The sequence below is a fragment of the Longicatena sp. genome (genome assembly GCF_982403165.1).
On the sequence record NZ_CEVYEL010000014.1, the window covers coordinates 1 to 21,366 of the forward strand.

Annotated in this window: 20 protein-coding genes, 2 tRNA genes, 1 pseudogene and 1 CRISPR repeat array; of the genes and pseudogenes, 15 read left to right on the plus strand and 8 right to left on the minus strand. The window is 33.5% G+C overall.

The window, feature by feature from the left end; genetic code table 11:
* Window positions 1–15 precede the first annotated feature (15 nt).
* The 8 genes from AC1VS3_RS04615 (at window position 16) to AC1VS3_RS04650 (ending at window position 5,332) form a co-directional block, all read left to right on the plus strand.
* Window positions 16–489, plus strand: a complete 474-nt coding sequence (locus tag AC1VS3_RS04615; RefSeq protein ID WP_117454724.1) for a hypothetical protein — start codon at window positions 16–18, stop codon at window positions 487–489.
* Between the two features lie 45 nt (window positions 490–534).
* A complete protein-coding gene (locus tag AC1VS3_RS04620) occupies window positions 535–858 on the plus strand; it encodes a hypothetical protein (RefSeq protein ID WP_117454723.1) in 324 nt (107 codons plus the stop codon).
* Between the two features lie 73 nt (window positions 859–931).
* Window positions 932–1,351 carry a helix-turn-helix domain-containing protein gene (locus AC1VS3_RS04625; RefSeq protein WP_158550359.1) on the plus strand — a complete coding sequence of 140 codons (420 nt, stop codon included), beginning with the start codon at window positions 932–934 and terminating at the stop codon, window positions 1,349–1,351.
* Window positions 1,352–1,747: 396 nt separating this feature from the next.
* Window positions 1,748–2,113 carry a type II toxin-antitoxin system PemK/MazF family toxin gene (locus tag AC1VS3_RS04630; RefSeq protein WP_178695074.1) on the plus strand — a complete coding sequence of 122 codons (366 nt, stop codon included), beginning with the start codon at window positions 1,748–1,750 and terminating at the stop codon, window positions 2,111–2,113.
* Between the two features lie 89 nt (window positions 2,114–2,202).
* Complete coding sequence (locus AC1VS3_RS04635; RefSeq protein ID WP_054322354.1) at window positions 2,203–2,385, plus strand: helix-turn-helix domain-containing protein; 183 nt, start codon at window positions 2,203–2,205, stop codon at window positions 2,383–2,385.
* A gap of 18 nt (window positions 2,386–2,403) precedes the next feature.
* Entirely contained in the window at window positions 2,404–3,726 is a 1,323-nt protein-coding gene (locus AC1VS3_RS04640; protein WP_054322353.1) for a hypothetical protein, read from the plus strand.
* A gap of 95 nt (window positions 3,727–3,821) precedes the next feature.
* Window positions 3,822–5,186, plus strand: coding sequence for a site-specific integrase (locus AC1VS3_RS04645; protein WP_117517883.1), 1,365 nt, complete (start codon window positions 3,822–3,824; stop codon window positions 5,184–5,186).
* A gap of 69 nt (window positions 5,187–5,255) precedes the next feature.
* Window positions 5,256–5,332: transfer RNA gene (locus AC1VS3_RS04650), tRNA-Arg, on the plus strand.
* A gap of 277 nt (window positions 5,333–5,609) precedes the next feature.
* Here the strand turns inward: AC1VS3_RS04650 and AC1VS3_RS04655 are convergent.
* From AC1VS3_RS04655 to AC1VS3_RS04680, 6 genes are all read right to left on the minus strand, one after another.
* Window positions 5,610–5,685: transfer RNA gene (locus tag AC1VS3_RS04655), tRNA-Arg, on the minus strand.
* A gap of 423 nt (window positions 5,686–6,108) precedes the next feature.
* Window positions 6,109–7,254, minus strand: a complete 1,146-nt coding sequence (gene ytvI, locus AC1VS3_RS04660) for a sporulation integral membrane protein YtvI (RefSeq protein WP_008687420.1) — start codon at window positions 7,252–7,254, stop codon at window positions 6,109–6,111.
* Between the two features lie 13 nt (window positions 7,255–7,267).
* The gene (locus AC1VS3_RS04665; RefSeq protein WP_008687421.1) at window positions 7,268–7,822 is read right to left on the minus strand and encodes a CDP-alcohol phosphatidyltransferase family protein; all 555 of its coding nucleotides are present in this window, start codon (window positions 7,820–7,822) and stop codon (window positions 7,268–7,270) included.
* A gap of 191 nt (window positions 7,823–8,013) precedes the next feature.
* A complete protein-coding gene (locus AC1VS3_RS04670; protein WP_481275538.1) occupies window positions 8,014–8,814 on the minus strand; it encodes a putative ABC transporter permease in 801 nt (266 codons plus the stop codon).
* A gap of 11 nt (window positions 8,815–8,825) precedes the next feature.
* A complete protein-coding gene (locus tag AC1VS3_RS04675; RefSeq protein ID WP_008687423.1) occupies window positions 8,826–9,461 on the minus strand; it encodes an HAD family hydrolase in 636 nt (211 codons plus the stop codon).
* The gene (locus tag AC1VS3_RS04680) at window positions 9,454–9,918 is read right to left on the minus strand and encodes a MarR family winged helix-turn-helix transcriptional regulator (RefSeq protein ID WP_008687424.1); all 465 of its coding nucleotides are present in this window, start codon (window positions 9,916–9,918) and stop codon (window positions 9,454–9,456) included. The genes AC1VS3_RS04675 and AC1VS3_RS04680 overlap by 8 nt, the downstream gene beginning before the upstream one ends.
* Window positions 9,919–10,094: 176 nt before the next feature.
* Here AC1VS3_RS04680 and AC1VS3_RS04685 point away from each other — a divergent pair, with 176 nt between their 5' ends.
* From AC1VS3_RS04685 to cas2, 7 genes and pseudogenes are all read left to right on the plus strand, one after another.
* Window positions 10,095–12,554 (plus strand): CRISPR-associated helicase/endonuclease Cas3, encoded by a 2,460-nt coding sequence (locus AC1VS3_RS04685; protein WP_008687425.1) that lies wholly within the window; start codon window positions 10,095–10,097, stop codon window positions 12,552–12,554.
* 18 nt (window positions 12,555–12,572) lie between these two features.
* A complete protein-coding gene (cas5c, locus tag AC1VS3_RS04690; protein ID WP_008687426.1) occupies window positions 12,573–13,298 on the plus strand; it encodes a type I-C CRISPR-associated protein Cas5c in 726 nt (241 codons plus the stop codon).
* Window positions 13,295–15,232, plus strand: coding sequence for a type I-C CRISPR-associated protein Cas8c/Csd1 (gene cas8c, locus AC1VS3_RS04695; protein ID WP_008687427.1), 1,938 nt, complete (start codon window positions 13,295–13,297; stop codon window positions 15,230–15,232). The genes cas5c and cas8c overlap by 4 nt, the downstream gene beginning before the upstream one ends.
* 1 nt (window position 15,233) lies before the next feature.
* Window positions 15,234–16,085, plus strand: coding sequence for a type I-C CRISPR-associated protein Cas7/Csd2 (gene cas7c / locus AC1VS3_RS04700; RefSeq protein ID WP_008687428.1), 852 nt, complete (start codon window positions 15,234–15,236; stop codon window positions 16,083–16,085).
* A gap of 331 nt (window positions 16,086–16,416) precedes the next feature.
* Window positions 16,417–16,761, plus strand: a pseudogene (locus tag AC1VS3_RS04705) (CRISPR-associated protein Cas4); the annotation flags it as partial.
* Window positions 16,745–17,776, plus strand: coding sequence for a type I-C CRISPR-associated endonuclease Cas1c (cas1c, locus tag AC1VS3_RS04710; RefSeq protein WP_008687432.1), 1,032 nt, complete (start codon window positions 16,745–16,747; stop codon window positions 17,774–17,776). The pseudogene AC1VS3_RS04705 and the gene cas1c, both read left to right, overlap by 17 nt.
* A gap of 5 nt (window positions 17,777–17,781) precedes the next feature.
* The gene (cas2, locus tag AC1VS3_RS04715) at window positions 17,782–18,072 is read left to right on the plus strand and encodes a CRISPR-associated endonuclease Cas2 (RefSeq protein WP_026006737.1); all 291 of its coding nucleotides are present in this window, start codon (window positions 17,782–17,784) and stop codon (window positions 18,070–18,072) included.
* Window positions 18,073–18,236: 164 nt separating this feature from the next.
* Window positions 18,237–19,074: a CRISPR direct-repeat array (repeat unit 33 nt; unit sequence GTCGTACCTCTTGTGAGGTACGTGAGTTGAAAT).
* Window positions 19,075–19,334: 260 nt separating this feature from the next.
* Here the strand turns inward: cas2 and AC1VS3_RS04720 are convergent.
* Both AC1VS3_RS04720 and AC1VS3_RS04725 read right to left on the minus strand, forming a co-directional pair.
* Window positions 19,335–20,237: a DUF368 domain-containing protein gene (locus AC1VS3_RS04720; RefSeq protein ID WP_226906275.1), complete on the minus strand. Its 903-nt coding sequence runs from the start codon at window positions 20,235–20,237 to the stop codon at window positions 19,335–19,337.
* Between the two features lie 135 nt (window positions 20,238–20,372).
* Window positions 20,373–21,296, minus strand: a complete 924-nt coding sequence (locus AC1VS3_RS04725; RefSeq protein ID WP_008687436.1) for an aldo/keto reductase — start codon at window positions 21,294–21,296, stop codon at window positions 20,373–20,375.
* Window positions 21,297–21,366 lie beyond the last annotated feature (70 nt).

Here is a 21,366-nt window from a genome sequence, read left to right on the forward strand (position 1 = left end):
GAGGAGGAAATAGCGATGAAAAATTATAAATATGATTACAATAAAAATAGTTTTAAAACTTATGGCAATAAGGAACATAGACAGTATTACATAAAAGTGAATAAAGAGTATGTTGAAGTAAGTGAGGAGGTGTTTAAAACTATTAGAAGTAGTTATGATCAAATTCGACATATGCATCATATGGAAGTAGCTAAATCAGTCTTGTATTTTGAAGATATTGATTTAGCTACTTTTTTTGTATATAAGAAGGAAATCGAACTCCTAGACAAAATTATTATACACGACTTGTATGTGAAAATATTACATGAAATATCAATGTTAAATGAACCAAATAAAACAATAGCAAATCTTATTTTTATTGAAAATATGTCAATAAGAAATGTTGCAAAGGTACTAGGAGTAAAAAACTCAACTATTATTTATCATAAAAAGCAAATTCAACAAATAATTCAAAAAAAGATAAAAAAGTTTCTACCACTTGATAAGTAACTTTCACATATATGGGTGAAAAGAACTTTTCGGGAGGCAATGATTATGCAAAAGAAAATTAAAATCTTGATTTATTGTAGAATAGGAGAACAATTATCGAGAAACTTATTAGATTATTTAGTAGATCAACTAAAAGTTTCTGTAATTCAAAATCATATGGATATTATTGGTGTAATAAAAAAAATCTCTACTGAAAAATGGTTAAATTCATTTGAAATGAGAAGATTGATAATTTCTCTAGTAAAAAAAGAAATCACTGTTATTTTTGTAAATTATTCTAGTAGAATTTCAATGTTTCCAGCTACTTATGATGAATTTGAAATGTATTGTCATGTTCATGATGTACTTGTTTCATTATTTATGATATGAAACCGGAAATTAGGTGTCGTAGCCCTCCCTACTCCAAATTGTTTTACCTTTTTAGTAAATGGAGGATTATCATATGGGTTATGATTATAAAAAAGAATATATACGATGGAAAGAATGGAAAGATAGAGAAGAAAAAATTTTAAGACAACATCATTTCAATGAACAAAAAATAGAAGAATTACATGAATTTGACTTAGAACAGTTTAATGCCGAGCGAAGATTTAGACGAAATCAAAATGTTACAAAAGATATTTTCTTTTATATGCAACCAGTGCATGACAAAAAAGAATCTTATTCGATAGAAGATTTATTGGATCAAATTGAAAATGAAACATTATTTGAGTATTTAAAATACACAGATTCAATTGTATTAGATATTATTATCTTAAAGCAGCATGGATATAATGTTCGGGAAATTTCTCAAATTTTAGGTCTTTCTATGAGTTCTATCTATCGAAAAATAAAAAAAATAAAAGAACTTTTAAAAATGTGAGAAAAAAAGACGTTTTCGTGGCATATATAGTGAACCCACTTAAAAAGTAGGATTCACTGATCCTTGAAAACAAAATAACAGCTATTAGATACGTTCCTAGTAAATGAGCCTTTCAGTCAATACGCCATGACCAGTGATATGCGAGCGAATAAAATTGAACTGTAAAAACATCTAGCAAATGTTCGGCAATGAAATTTATTAGGTATAATGATACTCCTGTACTGCAGTTGTGTGAGATACCACACGATGGTGAAATTCCAGTGAAAGCAATGCTACTGCTTGTCTAATAGTATCCTTAATGTTTTCAGGTATTCAGGGAAAAATGGAAAACAACGATTCATATGATAAATAACCAGATTCTATTTTGAGTCTGGTTTTACATAGGAGGTAATTTGAATGAAGATCAAAAGAGGACAAATCTATCTAGTTGATTTAAGTAATGGCTTTGGCTCTGAACAAGGTGGTGTAAGACCGGTTCTTGTTGTACAAAACAATAAAGGAAATAAATATAGTCCTACGATTATTGTTGCTTGTTTGACAAGCAAAGTGTATGAAAAGCATCACTTACCTACTCATTATAGTATTCCTACGACGGTTGGATTAAAGTATCCGTCTATTGTAATGATGGAACAGATCAAAGTCATTGATAAAAGCAGAATTATCAAATATATAGGAAGTGTAACGCCCAGATTTATGAAATTATTAGATAACCGAATTTTAATTAGTTTAGGTATGAAGCATAACTATCATAAAAACAACTAATGTCAAGTATGTAAAATCGCTATTGAATTGAAAATCGCACATTTGTTTTACTCATTTATTAAAGATAAGATGGAGAGGAGATAATAAAGATGAAACCTATTTTATATGAAAAGAAAACCTACACCGTTCAAGAAATTATGAAAATCTTAGGTGTTGGAAAAAATGCCGCTTATCAATTAGTAGCAGAAAACAAATTCAAATCCGTAAGAATTGGCTCATCTATTAGAATCTCAAAAGAGTCATTTGATAAGTGGCTCAATGAAAATCTTTAATATTAGGAGGATAATTCAATGGCGATTATTACAAAACGAAGAAAAGCATATTCTGTGGTTTATCAAAAAGTTGATGAGAATGGCGTAACAAAGCAAATATGGGAAACTTATTATGACTATTCATCAGCACTTGTTAGAAAAAGAGAAATTGAAAACGAAGGTATTCATATAAAGATGAATATCAAACCTAACACGACAATACTTAACTTTTTAGTTCAATATGCGACTAAGATTGGACGCAATCAATGGAGCAGTTCAAGGTATGAAAGCAATATGGGAGTGATCAACAATTATATATCTCAAGTTGTTGGAAGTAAGAAAATCAAAGATATAAAACCTAATTTTGCTATCAAAACAATGAATCAATTAGAGAAAACTCCTGCAATCGGAAAAAGGAATCAAATAAAAACGGAATATATCCCTAACAGTATGTTACGTTCCTGCTATATGCTATTAAAAACATCATTTGATTATCTAGTATCAGAACAGTTGATTGAAAACAATCCATTTCATGAGCAAGTTGCACCTAAATATCATAAAAATAAACCATATAAAGAATGGAATTTAGAATTTGTTCAACATTTATTTGAATCGGTTGATGATATGCGATTATTTATTTTCTTGCATATTATGTTTTCTACCGGTTTAGATATAAGAGAAATCGGTGGATTATCGTGGCATGATATTCATATTAGCGATGAGTTGATTGCTCAAGATCAATGTTACCTTTGTTCCAATAAAATATTAGACCGTTTAAATAAAAACACAGTTCAAATGATGAATCCTCAAAGAATTATCAAACAATTTGAATGTGCTGGATTTACACAAACCAATACAAGTTTAATCTTGTTTTATAAAGATGTTCCTCAAAAGACCGTACATATTCATAAACAAGTTGCGTTATTGTTAAGAATATGGAAAGAAAGACAAAAAGAATTCATGGTTGAAGAAAATCCTTATGCATTGTTAATTACACTGATTAACGGAAAACCTTGTGATGATCGTAATATGACAAAGCTGTATCACAAGACTTGTGCAGAGGCAAACCTTAAAGAACTTACACTCACAAAGTTTAAGTCTTTTTCTAAAAAGGAAAGTCAAAATCAAGGCATGAGTAATGCAGATTATTTCTATGCAACATTAAAACATGAATTATCACTTCCAAAACCAAAAATATCAACAACTCATGTCATTCAATTAAATCAAAAAAGTATCAATAGTAAGATTCAAGCAGTCTTGCCACAACAAAAAAATGAAGATATGAATTTGCTAATACAACAAATCAAGGATAATCCTGAATTAAAAATGAAATTGATTGCTAAACTCAAAGCGGAACTTTAGTGTTTCGCTTTTTGCGTTTTTAGAAAATCGCACATTCGCTTTTATTTTTAATTTTGCTTAGAATTGTCCTGTAAACAAGGAAAGGAGAGAAAATTATGGCATCAATACAAAAGAGAAATAAAAAATATGCAGTTGTTTACACTTATGAAGATAGTCAAGGTAATAGAAAACAGAAATGGGAAGCATTTGATTCTTATAATGAAGCAAGAATGAGAAAATCAGAAGTAGAAAGCCAAAAAGATAAAAACATCTTTATACCACCTAGTTCTCAGACAATGAATGAATTTTTAGATTTATTTATTGATTTATATGGTGTAAAGAAATGGTCAATGAGTACCTATGAAAAAACAGTGAGAGATTTTGACAATTATGTTCGTCCAATTTTAGGAAACATGGCACTACAAGACATCACACCTTTAGTGATTGAAAAGTATTATCGTGATTTACAAAACATGGATAGTGCAGTAAATAAAATTCATAAGACAAAACGAAAAGTTACAACAGGCACAATCAAAACTATCAATAAGCATTTAAAATGTGCTTTTGGAATGGCAGTAAAATGGGATCTAATCGCAAAAAATCCATTCTTATCCGTAGAACCGCCTAAGCATGTTTATAAGAAACGAGAAATATGGACTTCAGATATGATTATTCAAGCATTAGAGCATTGTACAGATCCTAAGCTAGCGATTGCAATTCATTTATCGTTTGCCTGTTCTTTGCGTTTAGGAGAAGTATTAGGATTAAGATGGAAAGATGTAGCCATCAGTGATAATGATATTGCCAATGACGATGCACATATCTTTGTTACTTGTGAATTAGAACAAGTATCTACAAACGCATTAAAAGTTTTAAATGATAAAGATGTTATCTTTACATTTCCACCACGTTCACCTCATAGATCATATCAAACAGCCACTGTTTTAAAGAAACCAAAGACAGAAAGCAGCATTCGTAAAATATGGCTACCAAAAACATTAGCACTTATGCTTCGTGATTGGAAAGAAGAACAAGAAAAATACAAAGAATACTTTGGTTGTGAATATACCGATTATGATCTTGTAGTTTGTTTTGAGGACGGTAGACAATGTTCACATAGTGTAATACGAAGTCAACTAAAAGAAGTTACAAAAGCAGCAGGACTTCCTAGCGTTGTATTTCACTCTTTTCGACATTCTAGTACCACTTATAAGTTAAAACTCAATCATGGTGATATAAAAGCCACACAAGGTGATACAGGTCATTCTCAAGCAGATATGATAACAGAAGTATATAGTCATATCCTAGATGAAGATCGTAAGGTAAATGCTCAAAAATTCGATGAAACATTTTATAAAAATTCAGGAGTTGGAGTTGATCAACAAACAGTAAAACCTCAAGAAGTTGATGTTGATTCGCTTGTCAATGCATTGAAGTCAAATCCAGACCTTATGTCGCAACTGATTGATGCATTGAAATAGTTTACAATTATAACAGTTTCGTCATTTAATATTTTCAATTATGTTATATACTATTTACTGAATATGTAAGTGCCCGTAGCTCAATTGGATAGAGTATTTGATTCCGATTCAAAAGGTTGCAGGTTCAAGTCCTGTCGGGTACGCCAGTAAATAAAAAAAACACTTATTTTAAAGAGATCGTTTTCTCAAATAAAATGAGTGTTTTCTTTTATGAAAAATGAGCACTTAAAATCAAATTAGCAAAACACCTATTTTCATTAGCAAAAATAAGGGCGAAAAAGTTCGACTCACATTAAAAAAGCAATCAGCGATAAAACTGATTGACTATAAAATAGATAGAGCAAAGCCTTAAAAGGTATGAGTTTATCACTTCAAAATCTATTTTTTGAAAACTCAAGAAAACGCCCTATTTATCGACAAAATTGGCGTCCTCGAATGGACTCGAACCATCACTCTACTGCTTAGGAGGCAGTTGCATTATCCTTTGTGCTACGAGGACATATATTCAATTTTAAAAGAGATTTGCTAATCAATTGGGCTTAGCTGAGCTTCCCCTTATGAGGTACGTGAGTTGAAATGATTTAACGAACATCATAAACCAAATGAACAAGTGTCGTACCTCTTATGAGGTACGTGAGTTGAAATGATACCTTTCTGCAGCAGGTAGATGATCTACAGGTCGTACCTCTTATGAGGTACGTGAGTTGAAATGACCATTTTTTGAAATAATCTTCCAGTACGCTGATGTCGTACCTCTTATGAGGTACGTGAGTTGAAATGAAGTAAATAAAGCAGATGAAGTTATCAGCGAAGGTCGCATCTTGTAAGAAGCGTGAGTTGAAATGATAAAGTATTCGATAGAGCACTCTATGAGAAACGCCGCATTCGCGAGATGTGTGAGTTGAAATTGAATCGTACATAATTATTTGTCAAAGTGTCGCATCTTATGAGGTACGTGAGTTGAAATGTTGCATTTGGATTCATGTAAGTTATAACATTTATACAAATGTATAATTTCCTCTTCATTAAGATTTTTAAGGATTAGTAACACCATCGGCATGCACATGAATCCAAACACACCAAATAATTTACCACCTGCATACATACATAACAGCATTAACAAAGGATGCAGTCCTAACTGCTTTCCCATTAATTTAGGTTCTACTATATTACGTATTAAAGTAATAATTAAATATAATATTAATAATCCTATGGCTAGTTTATGTTGTCCTTGAACATAAGAAAACAGAATCCATGGTATCATAATACCGCCGGTACCTAATATTGGAAGTACATCAAAAATCGTTATGCCTAAGGCTATTAGCCAGGCTTTTTTTATATCTAAAATAGAAAGACCTATGACTAATTCAAAGAATGTTAATAGCATTAATTTGATTGTAGCTATAAACATGTTTAAAAAGGTATGAGTGGCAAAATAACGTATAGATAATATGATTTTTTGTGTTTCTGGTGAGAACTGTTGAAAAAAGAAATTAGAAAGGTTATGGTAATCAGAAGTAAAAAAGAAGCTGGAAAATATGGCTATAAAAAAGGTTAAAAGGAATTTAGGTACTGAAGATAGTAAATTACTTAATATGCTTAGAATGTTTTGCGATAAGTCGGTAACAAATCCTGAAAGAAAATTTTGTAGTCCTTCCCAAATGGATGTGATGGCACTTGATATCGCCCCATCATAATCCTTCCAAACTACTTGGACATGAGAGAAAGAATCTTGAAGAAAAGGTTCCATCGTGTTTTGATACCATTCGGGTATTTTAACAAGCACATCTTGCGTCCAAAAGTATATCTTCATACCGCAATAACTTAATATAACACCTAATAATGCATAAAAAAATAAAATGATGACAATGCTCCAAAACTTTTCATGTCCCTTTGTAATCCTGACAAAAATACGGATAATGGGACGTAACATAAAGGCTATGAAAAAACCAAGAATGAATGGTAAAAGGTAGGGAATGATATATTGAAAAAAGACATAAAAAAGGAGCATTAGAATGGAAAAATACAGAAAACGAATGATAAAGGCTCGTTGTTTTTCTGTATCCATTCTGCACCCTCCTTTATGAATGATTCATTTTATGAAACATAGAGAAATAGGTTTTCATATAAAGCAGGAACGAAATCAGTAAGAATATGGCTGTAATGAGTAAAAGGATATCTGAGTATATAGTGTTTTTAATTGGCAACAAGAGCAGTAGAAACATTGTAACATAGAAAACTGCCGTCGATACCTTACCAAACCACTGCGCACCGTTCATATAACCGCCTTTTTTTCTCATATACAGCCAACATAAGAACATACTGGTTTCTTTGACCATGAATAACAGAAACACCCATTTCATATGCTGAATCTTGAATAGCAGTACAAATACAATAGCGAACTGCAGAAGTTTATCTGCAAAAGGATCTAACATTTTACCTACTTCACTTATTGCATTCGTATGTCTTGCGATATAGCCATCTAAGAAATCAGTAAAACCACATGCTAGGATAAGAATAGCTGCGATCAGTTGTTCATCCTGCATATAATAATATATGAAAATAGGTACTAGAATTATGCGTAGCATAGTAAGTAAATTTGGTATGGTACAAATATCTGATTTTTTTATATACATGATATTCTCCTTATGTTATTTGAAAATGCAATAAATTTATAATAAGCCGCGATTATATGTCCATTCAATTGTCCAAACAATGACGGTAGAGTTGGATGCTATAGTACATCTTATACTATATGAATTTGTACGAAGAAAAGCTTTTCCAATTCTTTTGGTTAATGTTTTGTGATGCTCATTGTTTACAAAGATTAATGATGTAAGTGATTGTGCATTGTTTTAAATAATGCTACAATATTCGTTCTAGATAAAGCTTCTTTTCTGTTAGGGAATGCTTTACTTAAACGCTCGTGTGTATGCTTACGTTTTTGATGCAGGGAATCTACCATATCATGAATTTTTTTAATATGCGATAATAAAATTTCATCTGCATCGGTACTATCTAAAACACGGCGAATACTTTCACTTATAGGTTCTTCAAGTGGAAAAATCTGGGCTGTTTTAAACTCTTTGACCAATTCTTTCATACTGTTCTCCACTTCCAAGAAGTCCTTGTTTTTGCGTAGTAATGCCATAAGTGTTGATACACCATCATAGGTGAATAGGATAATTAACAATATACAAAGTATAGCTTGTGCCGGATGCGGCAAAAGATTTATTGAATCATTTACAAATGGATGCAATACATAGTAAACAAATACAGCCATAATACCGAAAAGTGTAGAGTTTTTTAAACAAATACGTCCATTAATATTAAAAGGATATGTTGAATAATCCCACCACTTTGTATGAAAGAACATTTCCATCAGCCAGCTGGTTATGTATTCAAGTACACTTGTAACAAAGATGCCTGCTACAAATAGAAGCAGTGGCTTAGCGGCAAAAGGTGTGAGTAGGTAAATAACAAGCATAGCTCCACAGCCATAAATTGGACAGTAGGGTCCTTCTAAAAATCCACGATTTATGAATTTCTTGGCAGGAATACTGCAATAGATGCACTCACATATCCAACCTAAAAAGCTATAAGCGAAGAAACATAAGATATAGAACATAAGATATCCTCCTAGAATAACTCATACAGACGTTTATCAGAATAATCTTGTATGATAATCGGACAATCTGCAAATTTGCGTTTTTCTTTATCGCTCACAACGATAACATCAATACCGGCATTTTTCGCAGCTTGTACACCATTTTCTGTATCTTCAAAAATTACACATTCTTCTGCTTTAAGATTGACATTATGTAATGCCTCTAGATACATCTGAGGATCTGGTTTACTGCGTGTTACTTGTTGAGAAGTAATAACATAGTCAAAATAGGGAGTCATTTGTTTGTGTTTTAAGATGTGATTGACCACATCAGTTGCATTGTTTGTACATAGACATATTTTATAATTTTTTTGCTTCAGATAATGCAGGAAGGTCAAAGCTTCATTTTTCATAGGAGCATGATCATAATGATCTAGTAAAAAATCCATGATACGATCAATTAAATCTTGCGCTTCTTGTGGATCTTCCACCTCTTCACGAATCTTTTGTTCCATTTCTGAGAAGCTTCGCACGCGTGATTTTAAAACTTTTAATATTAATGTTTTTTGGACAGTCTTTAATTCACTTAATGCTTGCTTGAAATTGATATTTTCATAGGTATTGATGAGAGTACCATCCATATCGAATAAGACACCTTTTTTATTCATGAGGATCCTCCTTTTCATTTATCATTTCTATAAATTGTTCTAACTTTTGTAATCCTTTTACGATGAGTTCTTTGTCTTTATCGTTATAATAATTCCATTGTTTTTGATAATGCTGATACATGGCATCATGGATCGTATGAATACAAGCTTTTCCGGATTCTGTAGGATATAATAAGACTACACGTTCATCGCTCACGCTGCGTTTACGAAAGATATATCCTAATTTTTCTAATTTTTTGCAGGTTACAGACATATTGCCTGCATCTTGTTGCAAGGCTTTTGCACAGGCACCTATGGTACAAGCGGTATGTTCTTGAATATGGGATAAAACACGGTATTGAAGTTCACTTATTTGATATTTTTCATAGTAAGGACGTAGAAAACCAGTAGAACGATGGTTTAATTTGCGATAAATGCGTTCAATTTGTTTCTGATACGTATACATAGAAATATTCATATTTTCACCTTCTATATAATTTATATGTAGTTTACATATTTTATATAGAATATAAAGATTTGTCAACTTTGTCATAAGCGATAAATTGTAAAAGTCAATCATATAATATCGTTCAATAATTAAAATTTTATGATATAATTGAGAAAACGCTTACAAACACTGTCGGGGGGCATTTCATGGGTGAACTATTAGCGCATCGTATCAAAAAAACAGCATATTCACAAACACTAAAACAGCACGAAGAAAATACAGCAGCTTTATGCCAAAAATTTTTAACCACTTGTGAACTTGATAAAATTGGTTATTTAAGTGGGATACTGCATGATTTAGGAAAAGCTAAATCTTTATTTCAAGCATATTTAATGAAAGATGAAGACACAAATGAAAAAATTAATCATGCTTTTGCAGGTGCTATTTATCTATATGATCATTTCTATAATTTAGATAATACTAATGAAGTTATACAAAAATGCTTTATAGAATCCGTAAGTTTGATCATATTATCCCATCATTCAAAACTTTATGATATGTATAATCCGGATAAAGAAATGCCTTTTCATTCAAAATTAATGACAAAGAAAGAAATATTAGATTATGAAGAAAGCGTAAATACCTTTTTCAGCATATTTGATAAAAGGTATTTGCAAACACTCATCCAAGAGGCTATTCAACAATATCAAACTCTCTTTTTACGCATGAAAGAACATGTAAATAAATTAAAACCATTCTTAGAAGAGCAAGGTTGTAAAAAGAAAAATGGAACACTTTTGTATTTTCAATTAGGATTGCAAACGCGCTTATTACAAAGTGCATTACGAGATGCAGATTGCTATGATACATATTTGTTCATGAATCATCCTACTTTATCTTATAATGTACTTCAACCTCCCTATTTTGAAAAGAACCGCCTGCATATCTGGGAAACATTAGAAGAAAAACTAAATGCACATCTTTTAACTCTTCAACAAGGAAACAAGCAAACAGAAATCAATCAGTTACGAAATCAAATATCTCTAGAATGTTATCAGGCCGGAGAAAAAAAGCAAGGCATTTACACACTGGCTGCTCCTACCGGTTCTGGGAAAACGTTAGCAAGTTTACGATTTGCATTAGCACATGCAAAAAAACATAAACATATCCGTCATATTTACTATGTGATACCTTATTTGTCAATATTGACGCAAAATGCAGCTAACTTAAGAGATGTGTTGGGTGAAAAAGATGAAGTCATCATCTTAGAACATTATTCTAGTCTTGTTATTGATGATGATGAACAGCATCAACTATTCACAGAACGTTGGGATCATGCAGTAATCCTCACAAGTTATGTGCAAGTATTAAATGCACTTTTCCATGGGTCTAAACAAAATATTCGCAGAATGCATCAATTGACAGATGCGATTTTGATATTCGATGAAATTCAATCATTACCTGTGTCTTGTAAGAATATGTTTCAAACAGCTATTGACTATTTAACAGAATTTTGTGGGTCTACTGTTTTATTGTGTTCCGCTACACAGCCATTTCCTCCCAATAAATTAAACGCTATTCCTCCTTATGAAGAAATACTTTCTCATTTAAAAATATATAATGAAGCTTTTCAACGTGTCCGCTATGAAGATAAGACACAGTGTATAATGCACACAGATGAATTAGTAAAGGTAATTAGCGAGGATATGCAATTACGCCAATCGGCTCTAATTATCCTAAACCAAAAGAAAAGAGCTTATGATGTTTACCATGAACTTAAGACTCTTTTGGATAAAGATTATAAAATATTCTTCTTGGCGAATACAATGTGTGCACAGCATAAAGAAGATATGATTAAAGAGATGACTACAGCTTTAAAGAAAGATACGAAAGTCATTTGTGTCAGCACATCTTTGATTGAGGCAGGAGTGGATTTAAGCTTTGAAACTGTGTGGCGTGCTTGTACAGGTTTAGACAGTATTATTCAAGCAGCTGGACGCTGTAATCGAAATCGTGAATATGAAGAAGGAATTACGTATATTTTTTCGGATGCTGATGAAAATTTATCAAGACTATCAGAAATTGCCAGAGCAAAAGCATTGACCCTTCGAGTATTGAAAAAATTCAGAGATAATCCACTACAATACGATAATAATATCGCATCACAGAAGACATTGCATAGCTACTATAAATTTTACTATGAAAACCTTTCTGCTTATAAGAGCGAATTAGCTATCGAAACAGATTATATTAAAAAAGTTGGACAAGTGACTTACAATCTATATGATTTATTGTCAGAAAATGAACAAAGTATAAAGCAATTCAGTAATGATGAGAAAAAACAATGTGTTATGCGGCAAGCTTTTCGTAAAGCTGGCGATTTATTTGAAGTAATACCTAATGCAACGACAACAGTAATTGTACCATATGGCAAAGGTGAAGACATCATCACCGAATTATGTGCGGATATAAAAGATTATGAACGCATCGATACGTTAATAAAACAAGCACAGCGTTATAGCATTGAAGTATATACACAAGGGAATCACTATCAAGACTGCTTTACAGCTATAAAAGACTTGGGGGTGATGATACTGAATGATGGTTATTATGATGAAACGTGTGGATTCCACATGATGGCACAAAAAGGTGGCTATTTTCTATGAAGAAAGGAGTGATGAAATATGAGAGAAAATAAAATTCAATTTAAAGTGCAGGGGCAATATGCGTTATTTACGGATCCCATCACGCGTATGGGTGGAGAAAAGATGTCATATCAAATTCCAACCTATGGTGCTTTACGAGGTATTGTAGAAGCGATATATTGGAAACCAACGATCGAATGGATGATTGATAAGTGTCGTGTGATGAAACAAATTCAAACAGAAGCAAAAGGAATGCGGCCTTTGGTTTATGATGGTGCCATCAGCAAATCGCAAGGGAATTCACTATCCCTTTACACCTATTTGTATGATGTAGAGTATCAGATTGAAGCACATTTTGTATGGAATGAAAATCGTCCCGATTTGAAACAAGATCGCAACGAAGATAAACATTATCAAATTGCTAAACGTATGCTGGAAAAAGGTGGCAAGCGAGATGTATTTCTTGGGACCAGAGAATGTGTTGCAGAAGTAGAACCATGCATATTTGGCGAAGGAAGTTCAGCTTATGATAATGTTGCGGCCATGACGTTTGGCTTAATGTTTCATAGCTATCAATATCCGGAACAAAGTGCGGATGAGAAATTAAGAGCGCTGTTTTTCTATCCACAGATGAAGCATGGCATTATTGAATTCCCACAACAACAAAATTGTCCTATTCAAAATGATTTGCGTGTTATGAAAGAAGAAAAACTGTTCATTCCCGGTCAGAACTTTTCCTTCTTAAAGGATGGTGATGAGGTATGAGCTGGGCGGTAAAGCTATGTGAAACTTATGATAATTGTTTGGATAAGGTAGGAATTGCCGATAATAATCATCGGATATTGTTACCAATCGGTTATACAACCGTAAGTGCACATATCGAATGTACGTTGTTTCAAGATGGTAGTATACAAGCAGTACTTATTCCGAAAGCGAATGCAAAAACAATGATACCAAGTACCATTGATTCTTCTTGTCGTTCGGGTAAGGATGCCAACAAGGTTCCCCATCCACTGTTTGATAAGCTTTATTTCATGGCAAAAAATCTAGCACAATATTCAGATGAAAAAAAGCTTTATGATAGCCATGCGATTTATATGCAACAACTGCAGGCATGGATCCAATCGGCACAAGGAAAACTGGGAACATCACTTTTAAAATCGCTTTATACATATTTGGATAAAGGAACGTTGCTGCATGATCTTGTACAGCAAGACATTCTGATTGTTGATGAGAATGGAAAACTTAGCAAAAAACGCATGGTTGACACAGATGGCATTGATATCTTCAAATTAGTAACAGAACAGAGCAGTGCGGTACTTCGTTTTATTGTAGAGGATGAAGATGGGCACTTTCATAAACTATGGATGGAAGCAGATTTAATAAAGTCTTTTTCTGCATACTATGAACCGATGATTGAACAAAAAGGGCTTTGCTATATTAGTGGGGAACATACCTCGCTATCTACAAAACATCCTAATAAGATACGCAATGTTGCTGATAAAGCGAAATTGATATCATCAAATGATACAACCAATTTCACTTACTTAGGACTATTAACTGATAGTGCACAATGTGCAGGTATTGGCTATGAAGCATCCCAGAAAATACACAATGCCTTGAAATGGCTGATTGAACGTCAAGGGAAGCTATATGGTTCTGGTGAATTAGCCATCGTTGCATGGGGATTAAAAAAAGTTGAGCTTATCAACCCACTAGACAATATCTTTGATTTTGATGATGAAAAGGAAATTAAAATAGATATACAGGAAGATTATGCGTATGCATTAAATAAAGCTTTATCAGGATACTATACCAAAAGATTTCAAGATCCAGATGAAGATGTTGTCATTATGGCTTTAGATTCTGCCACTACAGGAAGACTTTCAATTTCGTATTACAGTGAATTAAAAGGTTCTGCTTTCTTACAACGTATAGGTAAGTGGTATGCATCCTGTGCATGGCAAAATGTTATTCGTTTTGAAAAACAAATAGATGCAAAAGGGAAAGAAATCTACCAACGTATACGTTACACCGGCACGCCTTCGATTAAGAGTATCATCCATTGCGCATATGGTAATAGCATTAAAAAAGAAATAGAAAAAGCAACAACAAAGGAATTATTAAGCTGTATCATGGATGGGCGTAAACTGCCTTATGCATTAGTGGATCATATTTGCCAACGCTTATATAAACCCTATACTATGTCAAGTGGAGAATATGATGCTGATTTACATATCGGTTGTGCTGTTTTAAGAAAATATCTGAATGATATAGCGTCAGAAAAGGAGGTCTGGATCATGGGACTAGATAAACAAAAAATGGATATTAGTTATTTATGGGGACGCTTACTTGCTTATGCGCAAGAAGTAGAAAAAGAAGCTTTAGAAACTATGGGCGTAAGAGATAGAGAAACCAATGCGGAGCGCTATATGCGGCGCTTTCAGTTAAGACCATTAGAAACTTGGGAACAACTTTACCTAAGATTACAGCCTTACCAGGTAAAGTTAAGGAAGAATAAAAATTATCGTTTTAAAGTCTTGAACGAAGAAATGAATGAACTGGCTAACACACTGCTGAATGAAGAGAAATATCAGTTAGATGGTGCATTAGATAAATGTTTTATTTTAAGCTATTGCGCACAGCTTGATGAATTGCGATATAAAACAAATAAACAAGAAGAAAGCGAGGATAAATAATATGAGTACCTTAAAAAACAAGATTGATTTTGCAGTAGTATTTTCTGTTCGCTATGCGAATCCTAATGGTGATCCATTAAATGGAAACCGTCCAAGAACGACCTTAGATGGGTATGGAGAAGTATCTGATGTTTGTATTAAAAGAAAAATCAGAAACCGTATGCAAGATATGGGATACGATATTTTTGTACAATCTGAAGATAGAGCAACAGATGGATATGATAGTTTAAAAGAAAGAGCTGATAATAATGAGCAGGTTGTAGCTGCAAAAAAAGCTAAGAATAGAGGACTTTATGCAGAAGCTGCATGTAAATCATGGCTAGATGTACGAAGTTTTGGGCAAGTATTTGCCTTTAAAGAAAAAGGCTCAACAGCTGGCGTCAGTGTCAGTGTTAGAGGTCCGGTATCTGTACAATCAGCATATAGCATTGAACCGGCGGAAGTATCTGGATTGCAGATTACAAAGAGCGTAAATGGTGAAAGTGGTGATAAGAAAAGCTCAGACACCATGGGGACAAAGCATCGTGTAGATTTTGGTATTTATGTATTTAAGGGAAGTATCAATTGTCAATTAGCAGAAAAGACTGGCTTTAGCGAAGAAGATGCTGAGGTTATTAAGGAGGCACTGCGCACATTATTTGAAAATGATTGTTCTGCTGCACGTCCTGATGGTAGTATGGAAGTACTAAAGATGTTTTGGTGGAAGCATAATTGTGCAAATGGTCAATATTCATCTGCAAAGGTTCATCGTACTTTAAAGATAGATGTCAAGAAAAGCATGTCCTCTGATATAAATGATTATGAAATTTATACGGAAGATTACCCTGATTTAAAACCTGAAACTTATGAATAAATGGGAAGATATAGATTTCCTTGATATAGCAGGTATTCAGCACTTTTCCTTTTGTCGTAGACAGTGGGCATTAATACACATTGAAAAAGAGTAGGAAGATAACGATTTAACAGTTTTAGGGTCGATAGTTCATGAACATGCCCACGATGGATCATTTACTGAAAAAAGAGGAGATATCTTAATCACAAGAAGTTTAGAAGTGCACTCTTATGCATTAAAAGCACATGGATTTTGTGATGTGGTGGAATTTCATAAAGATAAGCAAGGGATAAAATTATTCAATAGGGAAGGCATATGGAAACCTTATCCTGTGGAATAGAAAAAAGGAAAACCTAAAACAACTGAAATGGATTGTTTGCAATTGTGTACACAGGCAATCGCTTTAGAAGAAATGTTTGATTGCAACATTGATAAAGGGTATTTGTTTTATCATGAAATTGCTAGGAGAGAAGAAGTGGAGTTTTCAGAAGCATTACGGAAACAAGTAGAAAGCGCATTTCAAGAGATGCATGCATATTATGAAAAATCTTATACACCTAAAGTAAAACCTTCTGCAAAATGCAAACGATGTTACTTACAAAACATATGTCTGCCTGAGATAGCTAATAAAGAAACAGTGAATACCTACATCAAGAGAAAATTGCATGAGGAAGCAGAAGATGAAAAAATTAAATAATATTTTATATATTACGTCACCAGATGCTTATTTATCGCTGGATGGTGAAACGGTAAAGATACAAATAGGTGATGATAAAGAAAAACGTATACCTTTTCATAATTTAGAAGGAATTATCACTTTTGGATATGCAGGGGCAAGCCCAGACTTAATGCATGCTTGTGCTCAAAGAAACATTGCATTGACTTTTTTGAGTTCACATGGACGCTTTTTAGCTAGAGTAAATGGTGAACAATATGGTAATGTGGTATTGCGAAAAAAACAATATCGGATATCTGATTCAGAGATGGAAAGTCTAGCCATCGCGAAAAATATGTTGATAGGAAAGATATATAATGCAAAGTGGGTATTAGCTAGAGTAGTGCGTGATCACGCGATGCGTGTGGATGTAAATGCTATTAAAAATGCTGTTTCCATCATGCAGGAATGTTTGTGCAATCTACAAAGTGTAAATGATCGTAAAATGTTAATGGGTTTTGAAGGAAAAGCTGCTGTTGCCTATTTTAGTGTACTAGATGAATTAATATTGCAGCAAAAAGATGTATTTTTCTTTCATGGCAGAAATAAAAGACCGCCAGAAGATAACATAAATGCATTGCTCTCTTTTGGTTATACATTGTTATCTCATGATTGTGCTTCTGCATGTGAAAGTGTCGGATTAGATGCTTATGTTGGTTTTTTACATCAAGATCGACCTGGCAGGATTTCATTAGCCTTAGATCTTATGGAAGAATTAAGAGCAATCATGGTAGACAGATTTGTTATAACACTTATAAATGAGAAAATTTTAACAAGTGCTCATTTTATAAAGAAAGAAAATAATGCTGTTCTTTTAAATGAAGAAGGTAGACGAATATTTCTGGCAACTTGGCAAAACAAGAAAAACGAACAGATTACACATCCTTATCTAAAAGAAAAAATTGAATGGGGTATGGTGCCTTTCGTACAAGCACAATTATTAGCTCGGTACTTAAGAGGTGATTTAGATGAATATGCACCATTTTTGTGGAAGTGATGATTATGATGGTATTAATAACATATGATGTGAATACAGAGGATAAAGCTGGGAGGAAACGTTTAAGGAAGGTAGCTAAGCATTGTTTGAATTATGGATTGCGAGTACAAAATTCAGTGTTTGAATGCAATGTAAATCAAAAAGAATATGTTGAATTGCAGCATGTATTGTCTACTGAAATCGATGAAAGTAAAGACAGCCTACGCTTCTATCTTTTAGGGAATAATTATAAAAATAAGATTATTCATATTGGAGCAAAACCAACATTCGATGTTACGGAACCTTTGATTTTTTAAATGTTGGTGCGAATGTGAAGCTAACATAAATTTCCTAGGACATTCGCACCTATTTTTGATTATTTTAATTGGATTTTTATGCTTTTATTTGATAGAAATTTAATTTTTATGTTAATTTAATGCAAATATTGTTACTAATATCGAGATTAAAAGCAATATTTGCTGTCGTACCTCTTGTGAGGTACGTGAGTTGAAATACCTGTACGCTCATCTGTTAACTCAATTTTGTGGTCGTACCTCTTGTGAGGTACGTGAGTTGAAATCATCATTGGCAAGTATTAAGCACTTCCCAATTTGCGTCGTACCTCTTGTGAGGTACGTGAGTTGAAATATTTCAAACTTGGTTAGGTCAAATCAAATTTAAAGGTCGTACCTCTTGTGAGGTACGTGAGTTGAAATAAATGACGCTGTATTTATCGATTATTATACGCGTGTCGTACCTCTTGTGAGGTACGTGAGTTGAAATTCATACCATTCGGGTAATGTCTTTGGTTTTGATAGTCGTACCTCTTGTGAGGTACGTGAGTTGAAATCCGACGTGAAGACAATTTTTCATCGCATGAATCGGTCGTACCTCTTGTGAGGTACGTGAGTTGAAATTTTTATAGTGGTTGATTGTTGGTTAGTTGTTGGTGTCGTACCTCTTGTGAGGTACGTGAGTTGAAATACCCTTTAAACCGGTCATTTTACTGTCAACATCAGTCGTACCTCTTGTGAGGTACGTGAGTTGAAATCATCTGTCTAAATACATATAAGTCAGTTGCTATCGTCGTACCTCTTGTGAGGTACGTGAGTTGAAATTTTTTGTTTAATGATTTAAAGATAACTTCGATAATAGTCGTACCTCTTGTGAGGTACGTGAGTTGAAATATGAATATATGGTAGGTGATAAATATGAACAACTGTCGTACCTCTTGTGAGGTACGTGAGTTGAAATGGTAATTTTGGAGATATTGAAATCTACGACCAGTCGTACCTCTTGTGAGGTACGTGAGTTCAAATAATTTTAATTGTTCATACGTGTTGATCTGCAGCTGTCGTACCTCTTGTACGAGAGTTGAAATAAATTGTATATGTATACTGCGATCTCCCCGGTTCCGTCGTACCTCTTATGAGGTATGTGAGTTGAAATTATTGATTTTAGATGAAAAATTATTGAGGATAATCGGTCGTACTTCTTACGAGAAATTCAGATGTCTATATGTAAGTATTTACAAATAAAAAAGGCAAATCCTCTTTGGATTTACCTTCCAAATAACGTATTAATCTGCCTTTTCTGTAACATCCTTCATCTTCTGCAAACCAAAGATAATAAGTCCACCAACTACAAACCATAAAATATCAAAAGAACTAAAACTCAATGGTGCTTTTGGTGTTGACAATGTTTGTGGTCCCATGATGATGGCATAAAAAGAACCAATCATCATACCGATTATCAGAAATATCATAATCGAACGATGTTTATCTAAAGCCCATTTGATAACCCGCACTACTGAAACAATTCCCGCTAAGATCCCCAATGCAAAGACAATCAGGATTGGCAGATAATCTAAGTTAAAGCTAATCACCGCTTTAACAGCACTTATGATAGGAACATAAAGTCCGAAAATCAATAATAAGGTAGAACCACTGATTCCGGGTAACACCATTGCCGAAATAGCAAACATCGCTGCAACAAATACATATAAAATTAAAGATATATTTAAACTACTTAGATCCACTGTACTACCTTGACCAGCAATCGGATTAAAATATGTAATCAATGCGACAATGGCAATACCGATAATACCGGCAATAATGCTACTGGCATTAAACTTCATATTTGCTTTTTCCTCTTTAACAACAATCGGAATGGCAAAAAGGATAAAGCCCATAAACAAAGAACTAATTTTATAAATTTGAGCATCAAAGATACTCGCAAGAATACTGACTGCCATTAAGAAACCAACGACCCAGCCAACCATAATTTTAATTAAGAAGATGATTGCTTCTTTTTTTTCTTGCATAGAACCTGCAACTAATGCATCTAAAGAACCAATAAATTTATCATAAAAACCTAGCAGGAAAGCTACGGTACCTCCTGATACGCCAGGAACACTGTCTGCCAATGCCATACAAAAGCCACGAATGAAATTTAAAATCATATTACTATAACCGCCTTTCATGACCTTTATTATACAGGAAAGTCATCAAAAACCAATCGTTAAATGTAAAATTTCTGTTAAAAAAGCATATGTGTGATCTACATATGCTAATTCTTTGATAAATTTTCTCAACCATTCATCTTTAAAATCTAAAACCTATGGCAAAGGATTTTGTGCAGCCACATAAAGGGAATACCATTCTTCACGCGTCAATACGATATCACTTGCATCGATGATATCTTTGATATGTGAGGTATTACATGAACCAAGTACCACCTGCATATTCGCAGGATGACGTAGTAACCAGGCAATTGCAATACCTGCCTTTGTTGTATGATAATCATCTGCTAATTCCTGTAACCGCTGATTCACTTCTGGAAATTTTGGATTATCAAGATAATTGCCTTCAAACATCCCATATAAGAAAGGTGACCAACATTGCATGGTAATCGCATGCAAACGACAGTAATCCAAGGTCATAGCGCCTCGTTCAATACCATGAGAATCAAATGTATTTACATTCAAACCAGCGTCGATCATCGGGGTATGCAGAAGGCTCATCTGCATCTGATTAATTTCAAGTGGCTGTTGCAGCGCCGTTTTTAATAGTTCAATTTGATAAGGATTATGATTGCTAACGCCGAAATGACGTACTTTTCCGCTGCTGTATAACGTATCAAAGGCATCAGCAACTTCTTTAGGTTCCATTAACGCATCAGGACGATGCAATAACAAATAATCTAGATATCCACACTGTAGACGCTCTAGGCTCTTATTCACACATTCGATGATATAGTCCTTAGAAAAATCATAGTGATTGGTTTCACTGCGATGAATACCACATTTACTTTGGATAAACATCTTATCACGCAAGGCAGGCTGTTTCTTCAGAACATTCCCAAAAATAGTTTCACAAACACCTTCTCCACCATAGATGTCAGCATGGTCAAAAAAGTTTATCCCATGTTCAAGATCAAAATGCAGTAAAGCATCCACCTGTGCTTCACTTAGATTGGATATGCGCATACAACCTTGCATAAGGGAAGGAACCCGCTGTCCACGAATCGTTACTTCTTTCATTCTTTTTTTCTTACATGCTGCTGTTCTGAAACAGTGGCATGTATTTTCCTTTCCGGTAAAGAATCAACAC